This is a genomic window from Terasakiella sp. (assembly GCF_048267425.1).
Taxonomy (GTDB): Bacteria; Pseudomonadota; Alphaproteobacteria; order Rhodospirillales; family Terasakiellaceae; genus Terasakiella.
In genome coordinates this window covers 1-20,235 of record NZ_JBLWXN010000011.1, presented here as the reverse complement: position 1 = coordinate 20,235, position 20,235 = coordinate 1, and the positions used below count along the sequence as shown (strand labels likewise).

Sequence of the window (20,235 nt, the reverse complement as noted above, 5' to 3'; positions counted from 1 at the left end):
ACTTAAGCAGAAGCCAGCAGGGCCGCATTCCCGCCGGATGCTGTTGTGTCGACACACAAGGTCCGTTCGGTTACAAAGCCCGGCCAGTCCTGTTTGTCACATAAAACGGACAGGATTGCCCCCTCGCGTGCCGCCAGTTGTTTGCGAATGGCCCGCACGTCATATTCAGAAGGATTAAAGGCAACACCGGCAAACCAGCCGAGCCCGGATAAATCAAGTCCGTTTAAGGAACCATTGGCAACCTTGACAACATCCCCAAAAGCTTTCGCCAGTGCGTTGGCCTGATCGGCTGGCGCATCCACCAACAAGGCGGTATTGCCACAAGCCAATGCCATCAGGGCATAATAAGCCGCATCCTGGCCGCAACAGATCATCACACCACGCCCGTGATTGGCCAATTTGTTGCTTTCCCCGGTCGGCCCCATCAATTCTTCGGTATCGAAATGATACCCGATCAGGTTCTTGCGCACCTGTTGGGCAACTTCGCACAAGATGTTCCCATCCGCATCTGCCAGTTTGTTCAATTGTAGCAAACGGTCATCGCGGCTATCCCATGCAACCTGCTTATCCGCCAATTCCGGCAAGACCGCGTTAATGGCTGCGACATCAGCTGTTGCCTTGCTGCCATCCGTCAATGTAACCGGGGCATTATTAACAAGGGGTTGAGGAGCGACAAAACGACGCAGATAAAGGGGGCCACCCGCTTTGGGTCCCGTCCCGGATAATCCTTCCCCGCCAAAAGGCTGCACCCCAACGACCGCACCGATCTGGTTGCGGTTCACATACAAGTTACCAACGCGGGCACGTTCACAGACTTTTTGAACGCGACGGTTCACACGGGTATGGATCCCAAAGGTCAGGCCATATTTCATCGCATTGACATTATCGACCACTTTCAGCAAATCCGCCGCCTTAAAGGTCGCCACGTGCAGGATGGGGCCAAAGATTTCCTGTTCCAGATCTTCAATACCGTTCACACGATAAACCGCCGGGGCAACATATGTGCCCTTATCTTTCACAGCTGCTATGTCCAGTTTTTTAATCAGGCGGCCTTCGGCTTCCATCTTCTGACAATGGTCTTCGATGGTTTTGCGCGCTTCCTCATCAATGACCGGACCAACATCTGTTTGTATGGACCACGGGTCGTTGATTTCCAGCTCATCCATTGCGCCTTTCAACATATGGATCACTTTATCTGCCACATCTTCCTGAACGTATAGCATACGAAGGGCTGAACAACGCTGCCCCGCACTTTGGAAGGAAGAGGCCAGAATATCGCGAATGGCTTGTTCCGGCAGTGCGGTGGAATCGACGATCATCGCGTTCATACCGCCTGTTTCAGCGATTAACGGAGCTTGCGGGGCCATATTTTCCGCCATAGCCTTATGGATCAACTGGGCTGTTTGTGTAGAGCCTGTAAAACAGACCCCGCTGATACGGCTATCCGATGTCAGTTTTGCACCGACACTATGACCTTGGCCCGGTAACAAGGCCAGTACATCACCCGGAATGCCCGCTTTATGCATCAGTTCAACGGCCTTGCTGGCGACCAGCGGTGTTTGTTCCGCCGGTTTTGCCAAAACTGCGTTCCCGGTTGCCAAGGCCGCCACAATCTGACCTGTGAAAATCGCCAACGGGAAGTTCCACGGGGAAATACAGGTAAACAGACCACGGGCTGCCAAATCGGTACTTTCTTCTATCTCTATCGCACGCAACGCATAGAAACGGCAAAAATCAACGGCCTCACGAATTTCCGCAATTCCATCCAGAATGGATTTCCCGGCTTCGCGTGAAACCATCGCCATCAGTTCTGCGGTATTGTCTTCGTATAAATCGGCAATTCGGTTCAAACAAGCCGCACGTTCTTTTGCTGGTGTCTGCGCCCATGAAGCCTGAGCTGCCTGAGCTTTTGCAATAGCGATTTCGACCTGTTCGGCGTTTGCTTCAATCACTTCACCGACCATATCTTCGCGGTTGGATGGATTGAAGACCGGAATTTTCGTTCCCTCCAACAGAACACCACCGACAATCGGGCCAGCTTGCCATTTGGTCGTGCGATAAATGCCGCGTTTTTCTTCCAATTCTGCCAAAACCGGCGGGTTTGCAATATTGATCCCTTTGGAATTGGTACGGCCTTCCGCGTAAATTTTTAATGGGTTGGGAATTTTCGGATTTGGAATTGTGTCTTGTGCCAGAACATAAGCCACCGGATCTTTTACAACTTCAGCCGCCGGAACATTTTCATCCAACACCTGATTCACAAATGAACTGTTTGCCCCGTTTTCCAAAAGACGACGCACAAGATAGGCCAGCAAATCTTCGTGAATACCGACCGGCGCATAAATGCGACAACGCCCCTTATGGGCTTCCTTGACCACGCGGTGCAAAGCCTCGCCCATACCATGCAGGCGTTGGAATTCATAATTATCTTCGGTGCCTGCCAGTTCTAAAATGGTGGCTACGCTATGGGCGTTGTGTGTGGCAAATTGCGGATAAATCCGGTCTGTCATACTCAACAGTTTTTTGGCATTCGCCATATAGCTGATATCGGTGGAAGATTTACGGGTGAAGACGGGATAAGCATCCAGACCATTGACCTGAGACAGCTTGACTTCCGCATCCCAATAAGCCCCTTTCACCAAACGAACCATAATTTTACGATCCAGTCGGCTGGCAAGGTCGTAAAGCCAGTCAATTGTATATCCGGCGCGCGGGCCATAGGCCTGCACGACCACACCAAAACCATCCCAACCTTTTAAATCCGGGTTGGACAAGACGGCTTCAATGACATCAAGGGAAATATCCAGACGATCGGCTTCTTCCGCATCGATATTGAAGCCCATATTGGCGTTTTTCGCCTGATGAACCAGACTGGAAAGGCGCGGGACCAGTTCGTTCATTACCCGGTCATGTTTGGCAAACTCATAACGCGGGTGCAGGGCCGACAGTTTTACTGAAATGCCGGGATTATCGCGGATATCATCAGCGTTGCATTTGTCCGATATATTTGAAATCGCCTTGGAATAGGCCATGAAATAACGTTTGGCATCTTCTGCGGTGCGCGCCGCTTCACCCAACATGTCATAAGAATAGGTATAACCTTTCTTTTCCATACCTTCGGCACGTTCCATCGCATCATCAATATTGCGGCCTAAGACGAACTGGTGTCCCAAAATTTTCATCGATTGGGCAACCGCTTTTCGGATAACGGGCTCACCAGCACGTTTGATCAGGCCACGAATGGTGCCTGTAATATCCCATTTATCAGATTCTTGGTCCTGAATGATCTTCCCTGTCAGCAACAAGGCCCAAGTGGAACTGTTCACAAGCGGGGAACTGGAATGCCCCAAATGGCTGCTCCAATCCGCAGGCGCGATTTTATCCTGAATAAGGGCATCAATGGTGATGTCATCGGGCACACGCAACAGGGCCTCGGCCATACACATCAAGGCGACGCCTTCCTGTGTGGTCAAACCGTATTCCGCCAGAAAAACTTCCATCATCCCCGGCGTTGCGCTTGTGCGCAGTTGTTCAACAATTTTGACCGCCTCACCACAAATGCGCGCACGCGTCTGTTCATCCAATGCCAGTTCCTTGATCAAACGTTGAACAACATCTGTTTCGTCGCCAAGATAGGCCGACTGGATCGTGCTGCGCAGTTGCATGCTTTGGTTTGCGGTCATATCAAATTCCTTGTTTTCGACTGTTTCTTTTACGCCTGAAATCTAGCAAAACACGAAAAGTAAATCTGACTAATATTTTTAAAAATTTTTATATTTTTACTATATTATTAACCTCGTAAGGTCATTTTTTATTATTTTTGTACATTTAATAGTGAAAACGACCTTTTGACAAGACGTGCAATAGATTCAAGGCTGAACAAAGTCAAAACACCCTCTAATGTTTACGATTCTTTATGTTGTGATCACCCTTGTAAAAAACAATAATGATATTTCTTAGAAATACAGAAAACCAAGGGTTTCTTTCATTATACGATCCAAACGTTGCGGGCTATACCAGTCTTCCAACGTGACATCACCGCGCCGAAACGCGTTAAACAGCTTGCTGGATTTAAGATGATGAAACACCGCCGCCAAATTATCTTCTGGCCGGATCCAATCCGTGTTTTCTTTTAGACGCTCCAGAAAGTTTTGTTCCAGTGCCAGTTCCGGGTCGTTCTTTTGCCCAACATCAGCGTTCGTACTGTGTTGCGTAAAATGGGGTTTGCGCGGTGTGATCAAAACAATCACAGACTTGGTATAGTCTAGCGTATTTTCATTTGAAAACAGATATTGCACCACCGGAATATCTTGCAACAAAGGAACGCCGTCGCGCAAGTTCTGGGTTTCTTTCTCGCTTAATCCACTTAAAACCAACGTATCACCAAACTTCATCACCACATTGGCAGAAACTGAATTTTGGGTTACTTGCGTGAAATTATTAAACCCTGCATTGGCAGATTGCCCTTCGATAAAGGCGCGACCGGCAGCAACTTTCAACTGAACCTCTTGTGTGTTTAAAAATTTGGGGGTGACTTCCAAACGGACACCGACGGGTACTTTCTCAACCGCACCGACACTGCCTGCGGCACCGGGCAGTTCCACATGAAAAACCGATCCCGTGAAAAATTCGGACGTGGTGTTATCAAGGGCAACCAAAGTGGGACGGGCCAAAACTTCGTTACGATCATAATTATCATTGAAGATATTTAACGAATAAGTCGCCGATAAAGAAAAGGATGGACTGATGGTATAAGTCGTTGCACCGCTATTGGCCCCATATTTATTGACAGTGCGGGTATCGCTCATGCTCCATAACGTCCCAGATAAGGTTGACGACAACCCATTCAACAAGTTCACGCCTTTGGATGTGCTATGGCTTTCTTCCGAACGGATAATCACCACATCAACCAAGGTCATATCTTTACCGGTCTGCACAGGCGTATTTGTCGCCTGAGCGGCTGTTTTGTTCTGCATTGTTGTGGTGGAGATTTCTTCGTCGGTATTCGGGATAATTTCGTTTTGAGCAAACTCAAACCCTGCCTGGTGGAGGTCCTTCCACGCTGCCAAACGATTTGTCAGCAAACTTGTTCGAAAACTCGATCTATTGGCTGCTTGCGTCATATAAGTCGCATAATATTTATCAGCCGCCGCAAAGCGACCCGCCGCAGCTTCGATCATGGCCAGATCGTCAAGCTGGCTCAAGTCAGGGCTTGCCTTTTCTTCAAGATATTGAACGGCATGCAGGGCCGTTTCTATATCATGGGCTCCATAAGACGAAACAGCCAATCCATGCCAGAAATCGGCTTGATCCGGTGCATAAATCAAAGCATAGGCAAAAGCATTTTGCGCCCCTTCATAATCCCCTTCTGAAAAAGCAATATATCCCAGTTGAGAGGCCGCCCAGAAATTTGCAGGATCATGCCGCAAAGCCAGATCATAGCCCACCTTTGCAAGCGCAAGCTGACTGCTGTCTCCTTGCTCTGCCTGCAAATGATAACTTAAGGCCGCCAAGAAATGCAGGCGGGAATTACTGGGCTCAAACTTCAAGGCCCGGTTAAACGATTTTAAAGCCTGAACATAATCCTTTTGCGCCAAGGCTTGCACCCCTGCGCGCACAAAAGGATCTCTTAATCGGTCCCCGGATAACTGTCGGGAAGACGGTTCCACCTCATTCCCTTGATGAGAGAACTGATCAAGGGAACCACAGGCGGACAAGAGCGCACAACTGGAAACAAAGGCCATAAACTTCAGTGATTTAATTCTCATTTACCGATCCGATACCATAAAACAAACAACACCTTCTAGATGAATATATTATTTTATACACTGATAAGTGCATTAAAGTATATTATTTTAAGGTGTATTTTATATATTTGACAACTTTAAATATGTATGAGTAAATCCCTACACATGGTAACAATCAGCCTGTGGTGGATGACATGACACATATGACCAACAAGACAATAACGACCCCTTGCGACCTGCCTTTCCTGAATGTGTTTGAGGAACTGGAATCTTCGGTACGCACCTATTGTCGCAAGTTTCCGGTAAAATTCACCAAAGCCCGTAACGCAACGCTTTGGGACGACACGGGGAAATCCTATCTTGATTTTCTATCCTGCGCCGGGGCACTCAATTACGGTCATAACCATCCGGTCTTAAAGTCAGTTTTAATTGATTATTTACAAAGTGATGGCGTAACCACCTCATTGGATATGCACACATCGGCCAAGGCTGATTTTTTGGAAATCTTCAATCGGCAAATTCTCCGCCCACGGGGATTGAAATATAAAATTCAATTCACCGGGCCGACAGGTACAAATGCCATTGAGGCGGCCTTAAAAGTCGCCCGCAAAGCTACCGGACGATCCAATGTTGTAGCCTTTACCAACGGCTTTCACGGCATGACTCTTGGTTCCCTCGCCCTTACCGCGAATGGGGAGGATCGTAAATCGGGCGGTGCAGGCCTGTCGGATACGGTCCGCATGCCTTATTGCGAATATTTCGGTGAAGGGGTCGACACCGTTACCTATCTGGACAAAATCATCAGTGACCCGGCAGGTGGTATCGACAAACCGGCTGCCATTGTTTTGGAAACCGTACAAGGCGAAGGCGGCCTGAATGTGGCATCCCGCCAATGGTTGCGCGATTTATCCAATTTTGCCAAACGGGAAAATATCCTGCTGATCGTGGACGAAGTTCAAACAGGTTGTGGTCGTACAGGTTCATTCTTCAGCTTCGAACGGGCCAGTATTGAACCTGATCTGGTCTGCCTTTCCAAATCCATTGGCGGATTTGGCCTGCCGATGGCAATGGTATTGATTAAGCCCGATCTGGATACACAAACCCCCGGGGAGCATAGCGGCACATTTCGCGGCAATAACCTTGCTTTCATTACCGCGCGCCGTGCACTTGATTTCTGGAATGATGCAGCATTCGTCAATCATCTGGAAAACAATATCCAGATTTTGCGAGACAGGTTAGATCATATCGCCCAGTCCCATACCAAACACGGACTTTTGGTCAAAGGACTGGGCCTGATGAAAGGGGTCGATGTCCATGATCCCCTGTTGGCCCGACACATCCAGAATGACATGTTCACCCAAGGTGTCATTTTGGAAACCTGTGGTCCCAAAAGCCAGATTATAAAAATTATGCCACCTTTAACGATCGAGGAAGACGACCTTGTTCAGGGATTGGACATTCTTGAACATGTCATCACCGCCCAACTCAGGGATATGGAAAAAGGATAACGTTTTTGCTTGTTGTGGACAGGCGACACACGCCCGATAATTAGGGGCGGTTAAAAAAGGAACCAACCGCCACTTATCATTATCGCCGGATAACAGGTGATCCTCATTTTCATCAAACGAAACACTAAAACTTTTGAGATCAAGAGAAAGACCAAGCCCAAGGGCTTTGATATAAGCCTCCTTACGCGTCCAACCGATAAAAAATGCATTATCTTTGTCGTAATCAGACAGTTTTTCCCATTGTATAATTTCTTGTGCGGAAAAGAAATCACCAACAAGCTGGTCCCGTTCCACCATCAAACGCTGTTCTTCTATGTCGATGCCAAGGTCTTGGCCATACATGCAGGCAAGTACGCCCCATTCCCCGCTGGAAGACAGATTAAACCGCAAATCAGCGTGATTGCATCGTGCAGATAACCGCGGCTTTCCATACGCATTTTGATCAAACTGCAAATCCGACGCGGATAAAGACAGATATCTTGCAAGAATATGGCGCAAGAAAGCATGCCGCACGATAAAGCGCCGTTTCAAATGATCAAAATAAAACCGCTCGCTACGGCTTCGTTCCGATGGATCCAAACACAAGGTAAGTTCACGAATCTGTCTTGAACCTTGCATCAAGGAGAAAGTCCAAACATGCACGTCACCCGGTGTCATCATGGGATAAGATCATCCATCCCGACATTCAAATTCGGAAAATAGAAATGCCCGCCTTCGACCGGGATCAAGTCAAACTTTTCTGCACAAAGGTCCTGCCAGTGGGCCACATCCTGCACCCTTACGGAAACATCTTGCGCGCTGCCGATAGCCGAAAGCGCACACTTAATTTTTTCGGCATTAGCCGGGGCCTGATAACGGTACAGTAATTCAAAATCCGCCCGTAAAATAGGCAGCACCATATTTAATAAGTCCGGGATTGCCAACAATTCATCCGGCACACCACCAAGACGTTTCAGGTAACCTAAAAACAAATCATCGCTTTCCTGAAAGGCATTATTCAAACCGGACGGGCGATGCGGGGCCGGACTACAGGAGACCACCATTTTATCAGGCATACGTTCTTTATGGACCTGAAGACGTAGCACCACTTCATAAGCAACCTTGGACCCCATGCTATGACCAAACAGGATATAAGGATCAGTCATATGCGGGATCAACGCCTGCACGATATCATCGACCAAATCGTGCATATCAGACACGAAAGGGTCTTTCATGCGGGTTTCACGGCCCGGATATTGCACCACGACCATATCCCGATTGTGGAAAAAATTCCCCGTCAACGTTTTAAATGCCGCAGCCCCACACCCGGCATGGGGCAAGCAAATCACCTTTTGCGCTGTCGCATGATGGGCTTGAAATTCCATAATCCATTTGTTCGTACTGGATTTATTGTCATGTTTGCGAACAAAAGGTCGCATGCCGTTCGTCGATGTCATGGACATGAATAAAGCTCTTATTACTATTTATTGGTGAATTTTATGCGATTAATTTTTTATTGGTTGCATTTTAGAGTGGTTTTCGCGAAGGTGTCAATACACCTATACGAGTAAGATAATCAACATTACACCAAGACCAGTCCATTCATGCCAATCGATTCATAAGCGATGATATTCAACCTCCTGCGTCAAGAAACCCGTAGCACTTTTAAACGAATTGCCCTTCTCGGTATTATTTCCGGGCTTTCCAGTTCGGCCATGCTCGCCATTTTAAATAAAGCGGCAGGCGAGGTACAATCTGGCGAAATGAACGTGCGCGGTTTCCTGCTTTTTTCCATTGCATTGTTGGTGTCTTCTTACAGTAAGAAAATATCCGTTGATCGCACACAATCTATTGTCCAGAACATCCTGCGCGGTGTTCGCATCCGCATTGCTGATAAAATTCGCAAATCCAGTCTCATTGCATTCGAGGCAATGGGTAAAGAAAATTTTTATGTGGCGCTAACACAGCAAACCACAATGATTTCAAATGCCAGTCTTTCCTTGATCAATGCCTCGCAATCCGTCGTTATTATTATCGCTTGCATTGGTTATATCGGTTGGCTCTCTCTTCCCTCCCTGCTGGCGATTTTAGTTTTTATTGTCTTTGGCGTTGGCGTTTATCAATTTAAGGATAGCGAGCTTCAACCCGACCTTTATGAAGCGGCTCAAAAAGAAAATCAGTTTTTCGCACTCCTGAATCATATTCTGGATGGATTTAAGGAACTGGTCCTGTGTCGCCGCAAAAGTCAGCATATTTTCAGCGACTTTGACCGTCTATCGGACGATACAACCGCCCTGAAAGTCGCCACCAGTTCCAAATTGACCGATACGGTCATGTTCTCCCAAGCCTATATGTATGGCTTGATTGCGCTTTTGGTCATTGTCTTTCCTTATTTCAAACTCACCCCGCAAGAAACGGTTCCACAATTAATTGTTGCCATTCTCTTTTTTTGGACATCATTGGAAAATGTGGTCGCGGCGATCCCGGACTATTTTAAAGTCGTCGCCGCCACCAACCATATCCGCATGCTGGAAACCCGCTTAGCAGAAATTGAAGATACCGCCCCACGCCCCACCCCAGCCCATCTCACCATGAGCGCAACAGACCAGCTTCGACTGGAACAAGTGGAATATAGCCACCGCGAGGAAGATGGCACGCCTGTCTTTTCCATCGGTCCCTTAGATTTACGACTAAACTGCGGACAAATTATTTTTATTTGCGGGGGCAATGGCAGCGGGAAAACCACATTGATGAAGGTGATTTGCAGCCTTTATCCACAAAGTGCGGGCAAACTCATTCTTGATGATATCGAAATCACATTGGCAGAACGAACGGCCTTTCGCGAAACCTTCAGCGCTGTTTTCGCCGATTATCATCTTTTTGATAAGCTTTATGGTTTGCAAGACATCAAAACAACAAAGGTCAATGAGCTGCTCATAAAACTCGCCCTACAGGACAAAACAACCTTTACCCAAAACAGTTTCAGCACAACCCGATTATCCTTTGGCCAACGCAAACGTCTGGCGATTATTGCAGCCCTTTTGGAAGATCGCCCCCTCTATCTGTTAGACGAGCCCGCCGCCGGTTTTGATCCCGTCTTTCGACAATATTTTTATGAAGAATTTCTGCCTGAATTGCGCGCACAGGGCAAAACCATTGTGGTGGTCACCCATGATGATCGATACTTTTCGTGCTGCGACCATATTGTCAAGCTGGAACAGGGCCGCATTGTAGAGGATAGCCAGCCATGAACCTGTTCGCCTTTTTAACCAAAGAGATGCGAAAATCACCCGTTCCCTTACTTGTCATGGCAACGTTAGGGGGATTGATCAACGCCATTTTGCTCAGCGCGTTCAGCAATATCTCTTCTGCCGGTAAAGACGGTCCCGATTTACATGCCATTTTGCTGATCCTGACCACAATGGCGCTTTATTATTACACTAAAAAATACACATTACTGACGTCGATGACCACGATGGAAGAAATGATTAATTCCATACGCAAACGCGTCATCACCAAATTACGCCGGGCCGACCTTGTCGCCTTTGAACAAGTTGAACGCGCTAATATTTACAGCTTGTTGACACAAGAAGTTTCCACCCTTTCCCAATCCGTTAATGCCTTGGTCAACGCCTTTCAATCCAGTGTCATAGTATTTTTCTGCATGATCTATGTGGGGTTAAATTCACTTCCTGCCCTTTTGATCATGCTTGTCGCCTTTGTTCTGGGGGCTGTCACTTATATGACGATCCGCAAAGATACTGATGCGTTGCTCCATCGTTTGATGCGTGAAGATGCAGCCTTCTTTCGCACCCTTGGTCATATATTGAACGGCTTTAAAGAAATAAAACTACACGCGCGTAAAAACAAAGCTGTCTTTCGTACCTACAGCAGTGTTGTACGGCGACTAAAACTGTTGAATTTACAGGCTGGAAAGCTTTTTTCCGGTCACATGGTTTATACGCAGACTTATTTCTATCTTCTGATCGGTGTTATCGTTTTCATCTTGCCCGGTTATGCCGACCTCCAAAAAGAAACAGCGATGAGCGTCACAATTGCCACCCTTTTTATGGTGGCCCCGTTGTTGATGTGCCTGTCTGCCTTTCCTGAACTCTCACGCGCCAATATGGCCATTTCAAACCTGTACCGCATGGAAACGGAACTGGAAGGCATGATGCGTGAAAAAAACGCCAATCAAGTGCAGATCGATTATTCAACATTTGAAAAAATCGAATTCCAGAACCTGCTTTTCCGATTTCCACAAACCCCATATGAAGAAAAACCATTTCAAATCGGTGAAATTGACTTGAGCCTGTATCGCGGAGAAACCTTATTTATCGTGGGCGGAAACGGCAGTGGGAAAACCACATTGTTAAAAGTCTTAACCGGGTTGTACAAACGCAGCGCCGGGAAAATTCTTGTCGATGGTCGATTGATTGGCACGAACAGGATTTCATCTTATCGACAATTATTCAGCGGTGTTTTTGCCGATTATCATTTATTTGATCGCCTTTACGGGATTGACGCAATAGACGATGAACAGGTCAACGCCTTGATTGATCAAATGGAACTCAGTGAAAAAACAAGCTGTATTGATGGACGTTTCAGTGCCGTTAAATTATCGCAAGGCCAACGAAAACGCCTCGGCCTGATCGTCACATTACTGGAAGACAAACCCATTTTCATTTTTGATGAATGGGCCGCCGACCAAGACCCGCATTTTAAAGACTATTTCTATAAAACGTTACTGCCGCAATTAAAGGCCCAAGGTAAAACTTTGATTATCATCAGCCACGATGACCGATATTTCGATTGTGCTGATCGTGTGGTAAAAATGGATTTCGGCAAAATTGTGCAATGACTTCGTGACTTAACGCAAAGGCATCTTCACGGGTTAAGAGGATTTGTTAAAACGCACTTTCCCGGATAAGAACTGCCCAAACAGAACGGACAATCGCGCCAAACAGACTTTCACGATGGGACGGAACCTTGATCGACCCACGCATCACATGTGACGGTGCAGGCATATCCCCAGCCACGTCAAACGTTACACGATATATCCCTTGCGTCGGCACCAACCTTTTTTGACGATCCGGTTCAACCGCAATATCCCCGCCAAAAACAGATGCCAGATAAGCCTGATCCATAAAAGCCGTATTCACGTTCGCAACCGACTGCAAAACGCCTTTAATCTTGTCTCCTTGCAGATTATCCGGGAAAAAGGTCGCATTTTCCCCTTTGATCAAACGATCAACCTGCACTTCATCCACATAAGCAATCATGCGCGCCTGTTTCGATGACACGACACGTGCCAGCACATGATCCTGATTGATCCACATTCCCACGGATAGCAGGTCATCAAAATCGGTTATACGGCCATCTATTTCACTGCGGATGGTCAACAGGTCCCGCCCTTTTATCAGGCTATGCAGGCGTGTTTGTTCACTTTCCAAATCTTGACGTAAAATACGGATCCGTTGACGTTCCGCACCACCTGCTGCCTCACGTTTCACCAGTTCTTTGCGCAGATCTATTTTGCGTTGCGCCTGTGAAATTTGAAAATCCAACTCATCCGAGGTCAGGGTAAATAACACGTCACCTTGTTTGACCACGTCCCCCGGTTTAACCCGGATTGTTTCCAGACGCGCACTAAACGGGGCAAAAACGCGAACCGAATTTTGCGCATCTACAATGGCAGGCAGTCTAACGGACCCTTGCCACGGAAAAAACAGGGCAATCGCAACCATCGCGAAGACACCCATCGTACGCAAACTTTGCACATTCCATTTCATATCGTTTTTTCTTTTCCACCATGCATGAATTTCGCGCCAAATGGGCAGGCCGACAAACCAGATAATTTCAACCAAAAACAGGAATATGCCCAAGACCTTGAAAAAATACGCATAGACCAAAACCGCAATCCCCAAAAACAGGAAAAAGCGATAAACCCATGTGCCAAAGGCATAAACCAGCAACACCTTGCCCAACGGTTCATTAAAAGGTTCTGGTGGAGGATCACCAAGGCCGAACAATTTCTCCCGCAACCACCACTTTCCCCGTGCAAATGCCCGATCTTGCAGGTTTTCAACCTCCAGCCAATCCGATAATAAATAATAACCGTCAAAGCGCATAAAAGGGTTTAAATTGATCGCCAAAGTCATCAGCCATGTCACGGTGGCGATTAAAAAGGCCGCACTTTTCAACGACCCTTCGGGAAGAAAATTCCAGACAAAGGTCGCCACCAATGCCAATCCCAGTTCGGCCAACATGCCTGCCGCCCCAATTTGCAAGCGCTTTTTCTTGTCCGTCAAACGCCATGCATCTGTTGTATCGGTATATAGCACCGGCCACATGACCAAAAAGGCAACCCCCATACTGGGAACCCGACAGCCCGCACGTTGCGCCGTATAAGCGTGCCCCAATTCGTGCAAGACTTTGGCAAACAAAAGGGCAAGGCCATAAAAGAACATTCCTTCCCAAGTGAAGAAATGCATGAAAGTCGTTAAGAAGCCATCCCATTGGCGAGTTACCAAATATCCACCAATGACACCCAGCACCAACAAGATAATCAAAAAAGTTTTTGAAAATATTTTATCTGCAAATGGTCGTGTCGCTTTCAAAAAACGTTGCGGGCGCACCAAAGGAATACGGAAAAACAGATAATTATGCAAAAGCTGGCGATACCAACTGGATTTGCTCATTTGTGCAATACGGCGCAGTCCCGCAATGTCTTCCGGGCTTTCACGTTGCACCAACAGATTGCTGTGAAGAAAGTGCGCCATCCATTGAACATCTTCCTGTGTTGGTGAATAAACACCCTTCATGTGCGACAGGTTCCCAATGAGTTGTTTTGCACTACCCAGATGCCAATAACTGAGCATATCAAACGCTTCCTGTCCGATCCGATGATAACGGTTGCGCACAGGATCATGGATGGTCCAACTGGGGGCACCGTTGCCCATCACGGGTCCGGGGAAAAGGCTTAAGTCTTCACGCAATGGCGGCAATTTGTCTAATGCCTGCTCCAGCATGTCTGCCCCCTACAAACCGAAATATTGGCGTAGTTTTGCCATCGGTCGACGGAATAAATAAACAAAAAGCGGGACATCTTCCCCCGTGATCTTGGCTGTACCGCGTAAACCCAATCTCGGTTTATCCGTTTCTTCAAAAGCCGCAACCAAACGATAGCTCAAGACACCAGATGGTGTCGGGGCCGCTTCATAACTGGAACGCAGTAACGTGGCATCAACAGGATGGAGCGGGGCTTTATCCAGAAACAAGCGAACACGTGCCCCACTGTCAAAGTAAAGCGCATCCCCAACCGGCAATTCAATGCGCAACTGCGTATCGCGCGCATCGGCAATCTGCATCAGACGCTCTCCTGTTTTTACAGGAATGCCTTCTAAATCAGCGACATCACGAAAAACAACAACACCCTTACGCGGGCTGCGAATTTCAATTTTTTCCAATTGTGTGCGGGCATAATCGCGTTCGGCTTCGCGCAATTGCAAACGAGATCGCAAAACGGCAAGTTCCCCTTTGATCCGTATATCGCCAAAAGCGGCTTGCTGCGCACTTAACAACTCGCTTTGCGCCACCAGCAATTCTTCTTGTGCAATATCCAAACGCCCTTGAAATTCGGTCGCTTCATATCGGATTAAAAGCTGATTTTTACTCACCTCTGCATTCGGATTGACCAAAACTTCTTTCAAGACACCGTTGATCGGTGCACTCACAACAGACGGAGCACGCGCCACCACTTCCGCAGGGGCCAAGACAGATTGGGAAACCGGAATGAATTGGGCCGCAATTAAAAGAACCGCAATTGCCGTCACAATCTTTTTATTTTTCAGACGGTGCCATGAAAACGCAGATTTAGGGATCAACGCATTCCAGGCATGAGCCGCAACATCTGAAAGTTTCTCCAACAAAGCCAATTCATTTTCCATAAACGGCTGTGCACGCATATACCACAAAGCGCCGATCAAATGTCCCTCACCGGTGCGCAAGGGAAACCAAACGTTTTGTGGATGCCCCCATTCCTGCATATCCTCATCCTGCGCGACCCCCAAGGCATTCAGGTCCAGTACATGAGGGGTCGCCGCATCGTCTTTTTGGGCACACATCGTGGCAATGCGTTCCATCCAATGGATGAACGGCGCGTTGCGATCCAGAACCGCCACATCGGAAACCATTTCAGCACGCGCTTTCCCACCATCAATTGAAAAGACAACACCACTATCAAACGGGCTTAAACTACGGACCCGATTGACCAAAATATAAAATAGCTCGGATGTTTGTTTTGCCTGTCGTAATTCCCGTTCCAACTGAAACAAGGTCATTAAGGTATTTTGGAAATTACCCGTCGTATTGGTCATTGTGTCGTCGTGCCTGTATTTTCAAAAACAGCGCTTCCGCTCATACCCGCAAGTAAGTTTTTGGTCGCCTCAACATTATTAATTTCGCCAAAAACACTGATAGACTGGCTTACCGGATCAATCCACGCCCCTGTTCGAACGATTTTTGCTGCAATTTGTTCCCCCGTTTCATCTATTTTCAATTTAAACGGTGTTCCCGGCTTTAACCAAGAGAGCCAATTGGACGGCACAACCAAGGCAACTTCCAACGTATTGTCATCTAGTATCTCTAATAAAACATCACCGGGTGCGACTATCTCAAACGGGTTCACATTTTTTTTGACGACACGCCCATTAAACGGTGCTGCAATTTCACATTGTCGGGTCGCATATCGCACAATGTCCAACTCACCTTGCGCTTTCTCGACCGAAGCACTGGCAAGTGCGACTTCCAGTTCACCAACCGATTGCAATGTCATCAGTTGTTTTTTATTGGCTAATGTCTTTTTTTCACCCTTTAAGATCGCCTGTTTTACCCTGACGTGTGCCTTGAGCAAACTGCATTCAAAACCGACCAAGACATCGCCTTTTTGAAAACGATCTCCTTCCAGCAAATCCAAATGATTAATTTTCGCCTGAATTTCACTGGAAATTTTAACCTGATGAACGGCTTGCAAAAGGGCGCGTGCCTGTAAAAACTCCTGCGCATAAACGGGGGCAGCGCTTAAAAACACTACCCCCGCCCAAAAGACACACAGACTTAAAGACTTTGTCAAATTCATGCCTGTTTATCCGGCAAACCAAGACGCCAACGCATTAAAAAAATCGCCGTCATCCTGTTCAGACTTTTTCACCTGTTCAACCTGCTTTTTGGCTCCATTGTCCGCGGCTTCTTTTGCCTTTTTAACTTCGGAACCATCGCTAATGGCGATACGACCACTATACCAATCTTCATTGATCTTTTTAAGTGCCCCAGCCAACGTGCGAACGTCCGTATTTTCAATGGTATCCGGCAAAGGATCGGCCCCCAAGGTCAAATACAAACGCCCAACAGAATTGCGCATGTCGGTAAAGGCCAAATCCCGGCGCAGTTCGGATAATACCGCTTGCAGTTCTGCCCGAATTGCTTCGCGGTTACCAGCGCTACCGGCACGAACGTTCGCCTGAATTTTACCTTTGATACTATCTTCAACGCGATATAGGTCGGAAACCGTTTTAAACTCATCAACCGACTGCATATATCCTGCCAAAGCCACATGAACCTGACTCATCACCGCCATGCTGAGTGCATAACGACGATAATCGACAACATCGACCTGACCTTCGGCCTGTTCAATGGCTTCTGGTCCTGTAAAGACTTCAAACAGGTTTTTGTTAATAGACGTCCCCCATGACCACCATGTCTGTTCCCACGCGTAAGAATTGCTGTCAAAGTTCCAAGCTGTGTTCAATTCCAGCCCCGGCAGCATGCGCAGATAAGCTTTGCGGACATCGTTATGACTGATCCGTGCTTGATAAGCCTCTTCACGTAATTCCGGGCGATGTAACAGGGCAATTTTCTCCAGACGCTCAACATCTTGAAGCTGAAGGTCGGGAACCTCAAAACCAACATTACCCGTATCCAGTTTGAAATCCGTTCCCGGCTTCAGGTTCATCAAGGTGCTCAGGCGGGTTTTCGCCGTATGCAGTTCCCTGCGCATAATTTTTAGCTGACGTAAACTATCCAGTAATTCACGCTGATAGCGCAAGGCGGCTAATGGCGTTTCCTGACCGCTCCGTTCGGCTTTTTTCGCATCTTGTAATGCTTTTTGGACCGTTTGTGTTAAGGGCGCAATCCGATCCAGCAAACGCTGGGCAGATGCCGCATCCCAAAAGGCCGCCCGAACATCCTGAATGATATTGTGAACGACTTTGCGGCGGCGTTCTTCAGAAATTAAAACACGATCAGACAGTTGTTTTGCCCGAACATAGCTCAGTCCAAAATCAAGAACATTCCAGGTAAATCCCAAACTCGCCGATTTTAATTCACGATCCGAAGACGTGGAACTTTCAAGTGATTCCTGCCCGGTGCTTAACGACTGGCTGTTGGATCCCATATGGTTATCACGCCCAGTATAACCCGCTTCGACAGTCATCTGAGGCAGAAGGCTGAAATTGGCCATTGTCAGGTTTTTACGGCTTAAGACTGTTTCCATCAGTTTTAAGCGTTGGTCCAAATTGTACTTTAATGCCCGCGCCATCGCATCATAAAGCGTAATCGGTGCTTCGATCTGTTCCTGATTGGCAAACAGGGCTTTTGAATCCCGTTCAATCCGTTGAAGATGATCTTCCATCGTCAACGGTTCCGGCGTCACAGAACATCCCGCCAAGACCAACGCACTGGACATTAACAATGTGCTGGAAAATACCTTTTTAAACTTTTTCACTTTTTGTTTCCCCTCAAGAGATCCCATTTGAACGTCATTCACAGGACTGTTCCTTCAACCAATTTTTCTGCACAATCGTCATTTATATTAACCTGCTTCAAGAAGTGCTTTTACAACTTTGAGATCATTTGCGCCAGAAGCATTTGCCAACTGAGCCGAGAAATTCATCCGGCCCCCTTGTGGCGCTTGTGACGCCTGCTCTCCACCAGGCAGACGCTCATCACCGATAGGTTGATCTTCCCCAACTGGTGCACCATTTCCAACCCCACTGGGTTCACCGACATCATTTCCTGAGGCACCACCATCACCAACACCACCCAAACCGGGATCGCCCGCACCCGAACCACCAAATCCGCCGCCAAGGCCACCGGCGAAACCACCACCAAGGCCGCCTCCAAGGCCGCCTCCAAAGCCGCCTCCATTGGCGAGGCCATTCAAGCCACCGCCGGAGCCTGCTAAACCAGACAATCCAGAATTAGCACCACCAAGACCTGCTATACCTCCTGCAGCACGACCACCTGCCGCGCCGCCACTATTGGAGGAAGAAACACGGCCTGTGCCATAAAAACTATTTAAGGCCGCGTCATTTCCGGTAACCGCATTACGTACAATGGTCATCCCTTCAACACCGGCACTTGGGTCATCAATAACAGACGAACTGGATCCACCACGATTAACAACCTCATTCCATGTTGTCCGGTCCCCGCCGTTACCGAAGTTCACTTCACCGGCAGGGGTATTCACATTCCCCGCACCATTATCATCTGCTCCATTACCGTCATTGCCATTTGTATTCCCCTCGTTACCAGCTGTATCTTCAGACGATCCTTCGTCGCCGCCAATTTGGCTGACATTCAGGCCGGAAGAATTCTCAGGGACATTGGAAACCGTGATACCATTTCCAGTGTTATCCGAAATATCGACGGGAACCTGAGCAAGCCAACTGCCCGCAGCGGCCAAGTTATATGTTTGCCCATCCGTTGCTGTTGTTCCATTTGCATCCAGTAACGCCGCCACACCGGCGGCATCCGTATCATTCAAAACAATTGTAAATTCAGTGGCTGAAGTAATTTCAACATCTGTGGCTGAGGTCAAGGTATAGGAACTGCCTGCACCTCCCTTACCCGTCAAGGTCAACTGCGAAACATCGACATCATTTGCAACCCCTGTTTTATTCACAAAATTAGTTCCGCTCACCACCAATGTTTTTGTTGTCCTGTCATAGGTTGCCGATGTAATTTCCGGCGCCGCATAATTAGATACGGTCACAGCGTTTGTCGCATCGGCAATATCCACACTTGCAAACGCGCCTGTCATCCAATTGTCAGCCGCACCAAGATTAAACGTTGTCGCCCCAGTTGCCGATGTGGTGCCATCTTTGTTCAGCAAACCATTGACGGCCAGTTTATCGGCTGCACTCAAAGTGATTACCGCACTGGTTGCGGATGTAATTTCCACATCCGCGCTATCCGTCAACGTATAAGCCGTGTTGCCCTGCCCTGTCAGGCTTAACAGTGACACATCAATATCGTTTGCAGCCCCTGTTTTTGAAACGAAGTTCGTTCCCGTCAAGGTCAATGTCCCTGTAGCATAATCATAGGCCACAGACGTGATTGCCGGAGCATTATAGTTAGAAACGGTTACACCGCTGGTCCCATCAACCGTCGTTACCGCACTGTCGGCCCCAACAGCCCAATCTTCGGCCGCCGCCAGATTATAGGTCGTGCCATTCGCAGCCGAGGTACCGTTCTTGGATGTCAAGGCTTCTACCCCGGCGGCATCGGTGGCCGACAAGGTAATAGTAAAGGTCGTCCCGTTGGTAATTTCTACATCAGAGGCCGAGGTCAGGGTATAAGTCGCCCCACCTTCACCCGTAATGGTCAGCTTGCTGACATCAATATCGTTTATTGCACCGCTGCGTTTCAGGAAGTTCGTTCCCGTCACCACCAACTGATTGGTTGCAATATCATACGTCGCAGATGTAATCGTCGGTACAGCCACGTTAGAAACAGTTACCGCATTCCCGGTTAAATCCGCCGTATTACCAGCCGTGACATTTGTGTTCCAATCATCGGCAAGCGCCACATTATAGGTCGTTGCCCCCGTTGAAGACGTACCGTTTTTATTCATAATCTGGTTCAGCGCCGCCTTATCCGTCGCACTTAATGTGAGCGTAAAGGAGGTTGCCGACGTGCGTTCTACATCCGCCGTATCCGTC

12 protein-coding genes are annotated in these 20,235 nt (G+C 47.8%); 3 read left to right on the top strand and 9 right to left on the bottom strand.

Going from position 1 to position 20,235, the window contains the following annotated elements:
• Positions 1-2: 2 nt before the first annotated feature.
• Together putA and ACN0VA_RS15210 are read right to left on the bottom strand one after the other, a co-directional pair.
• Positions 3-3,683, bottom strand: a complete 3,681-nt coding sequence (gene putA, locus ACN0VA_RS15215; RefSeq protein WP_417821979.1) for a bifunctional proline dehydrogenase/L-glutamate gamma-semialdehyde dehydrogenase PutA — start codon at positions 3,681-3,683, stop codon at positions 3-5.
• 273 nt (positions 3,684-3,956) lie between these two features.
• Positions 3,957-5,768: a hypothetical protein gene (locus ACN0VA_RS15210; RefSeq protein WP_417821978.1), complete on the bottom strand. Its 1,812-nt coding sequence runs from the start codon at positions 5,766-5,768 to the stop codon at positions 3,957-3,959.
• A 173-nt stretch (positions 5,769-5,941) separates the two neighbouring features.
• On the opposite strand from ACN0VA_RS15210, the gene ectB reads away from it, so the two are divergent.
• Positions 5,942-7,255, top strand: a complete 1,314-nt coding sequence (ectB, locus tag ACN0VA_RS15205; protein ID WP_417821977.1) for a diaminobutyrate--2-oxoglutarate transaminase — start codon at positions 5,942-5,944, stop codon at positions 7,253-7,255.
• On the opposite strand, the gene ACN0VA_RS15200 is transcribed toward ectB, so the two are convergent.
• Together ACN0VA_RS15200 and ACN0VA_RS15195 are read right to left on the bottom strand one after the other, a co-directional pair.
• Positions 7,166-7,915, bottom strand: coding sequence for a 4'-phosphopantetheinyl transferase family protein (locus ACN0VA_RS15200; protein ID WP_417821976.1), 750 nt, complete (start codon positions 7,913-7,915; stop codon positions 7,166-7,168). The genes ectB and ACN0VA_RS15200 overlap by 90 nt on opposite strands.
• Positions 7,912-8,697: a thioesterase II family protein gene (locus tag ACN0VA_RS15195; RefSeq protein ID WP_417821975.1), complete on the bottom strand. Its 786-nt coding sequence runs from the start codon at positions 8,695-8,697 to the stop codon at positions 7,912-7,914. The genes ACN0VA_RS15200 and ACN0VA_RS15195 overlap by 4 nt, the downstream gene beginning before the upstream one ends.
• 162 nt (positions 8,698-8,859) lie before the next feature.
• Here ACN0VA_RS15195 and ACN0VA_RS15190 point away from each other — a divergent pair, with 162 nt between their 5' ends.
• Positions 8,860-10,485 (top strand): cyclic peptide export ABC transporter, encoded by a 1,626-nt coding sequence (locus tag ACN0VA_RS15190; RefSeq protein WP_417821974.1) that lies wholly within the window; start codon positions 8,860-8,862, stop codon positions 10,483-10,485.
• Positions 10,482-12,095 (top strand): cyclic peptide export ABC transporter, encoded by a 1,614-nt coding sequence (locus ACN0VA_RS15185; protein ID WP_417821973.1) that lies wholly within the window; start codon positions 10,482-10,484, stop codon positions 12,093-12,095. Before ACN0VA_RS15190 ends, ACN0VA_RS15185 begins: the two co-directional genes overlap by 4 nt.
• Positions 12,096-12,141: 46 nt before the next feature.
• Here ACN0VA_RS15185 and ACN0VA_RS15180 read toward each other — a convergent pair whose 3' ends face one another.
• From ACN0VA_RS15180 to ACN0VA_RS15160, 5 genes are all read right to left on the bottom strand, one after another.
• The gene (locus tag ACN0VA_RS15180) at positions 12,142-14,265 is read right to left on the bottom strand and encodes a biotin/lipoyl-binding protein (RefSeq protein ID WP_417821972.1); all 2,124 of its coding nucleotides are present in this window, start codon (positions 14,263-14,265) and stop codon (positions 12,142-12,144) included.
• A gap of 9 nt (positions 14,266-14,274) precedes the next feature.
• Positions 14,275-15,612, bottom strand: coding sequence for an efflux RND transporter periplasmic adaptor subunit (locus ACN0VA_RS15175; RefSeq protein WP_417821971.1), 1,338 nt, complete (start codon positions 15,610-15,612; stop codon positions 14,275-14,277).
• Positions 15,609-16,373: an efflux RND transporter periplasmic adaptor subunit gene (locus tag ACN0VA_RS15170; protein ID WP_417821970.1), complete on the bottom strand. Its 765-nt coding sequence runs from the start codon at positions 16,371-16,373 to the stop codon at positions 15,609-15,611. The genes ACN0VA_RS15175 and ACN0VA_RS15170 overlap by 4 nt, the downstream gene beginning before the upstream one ends.
• 6 nt (positions 16,374-16,379) lie before the next feature.
• Positions 16,380-18,017 (bottom strand): TolC family protein, encoded by a 1,638-nt coding sequence (locus tag ACN0VA_RS15165; RefSeq protein ID WP_417821969.1) that lies wholly within the window; start codon positions 18,015-18,017, stop codon positions 16,380-16,382.
• 87 nt (positions 18,018-18,104) lie between these two features.
• Positions 18,105-20,235: beta strand repeat-containing protein (locus tag ACN0VA_RS15160; protein ID WP_417821968.1), on the bottom strand; the 2,131-nt coding region annotated here is incomplete at its 5' end.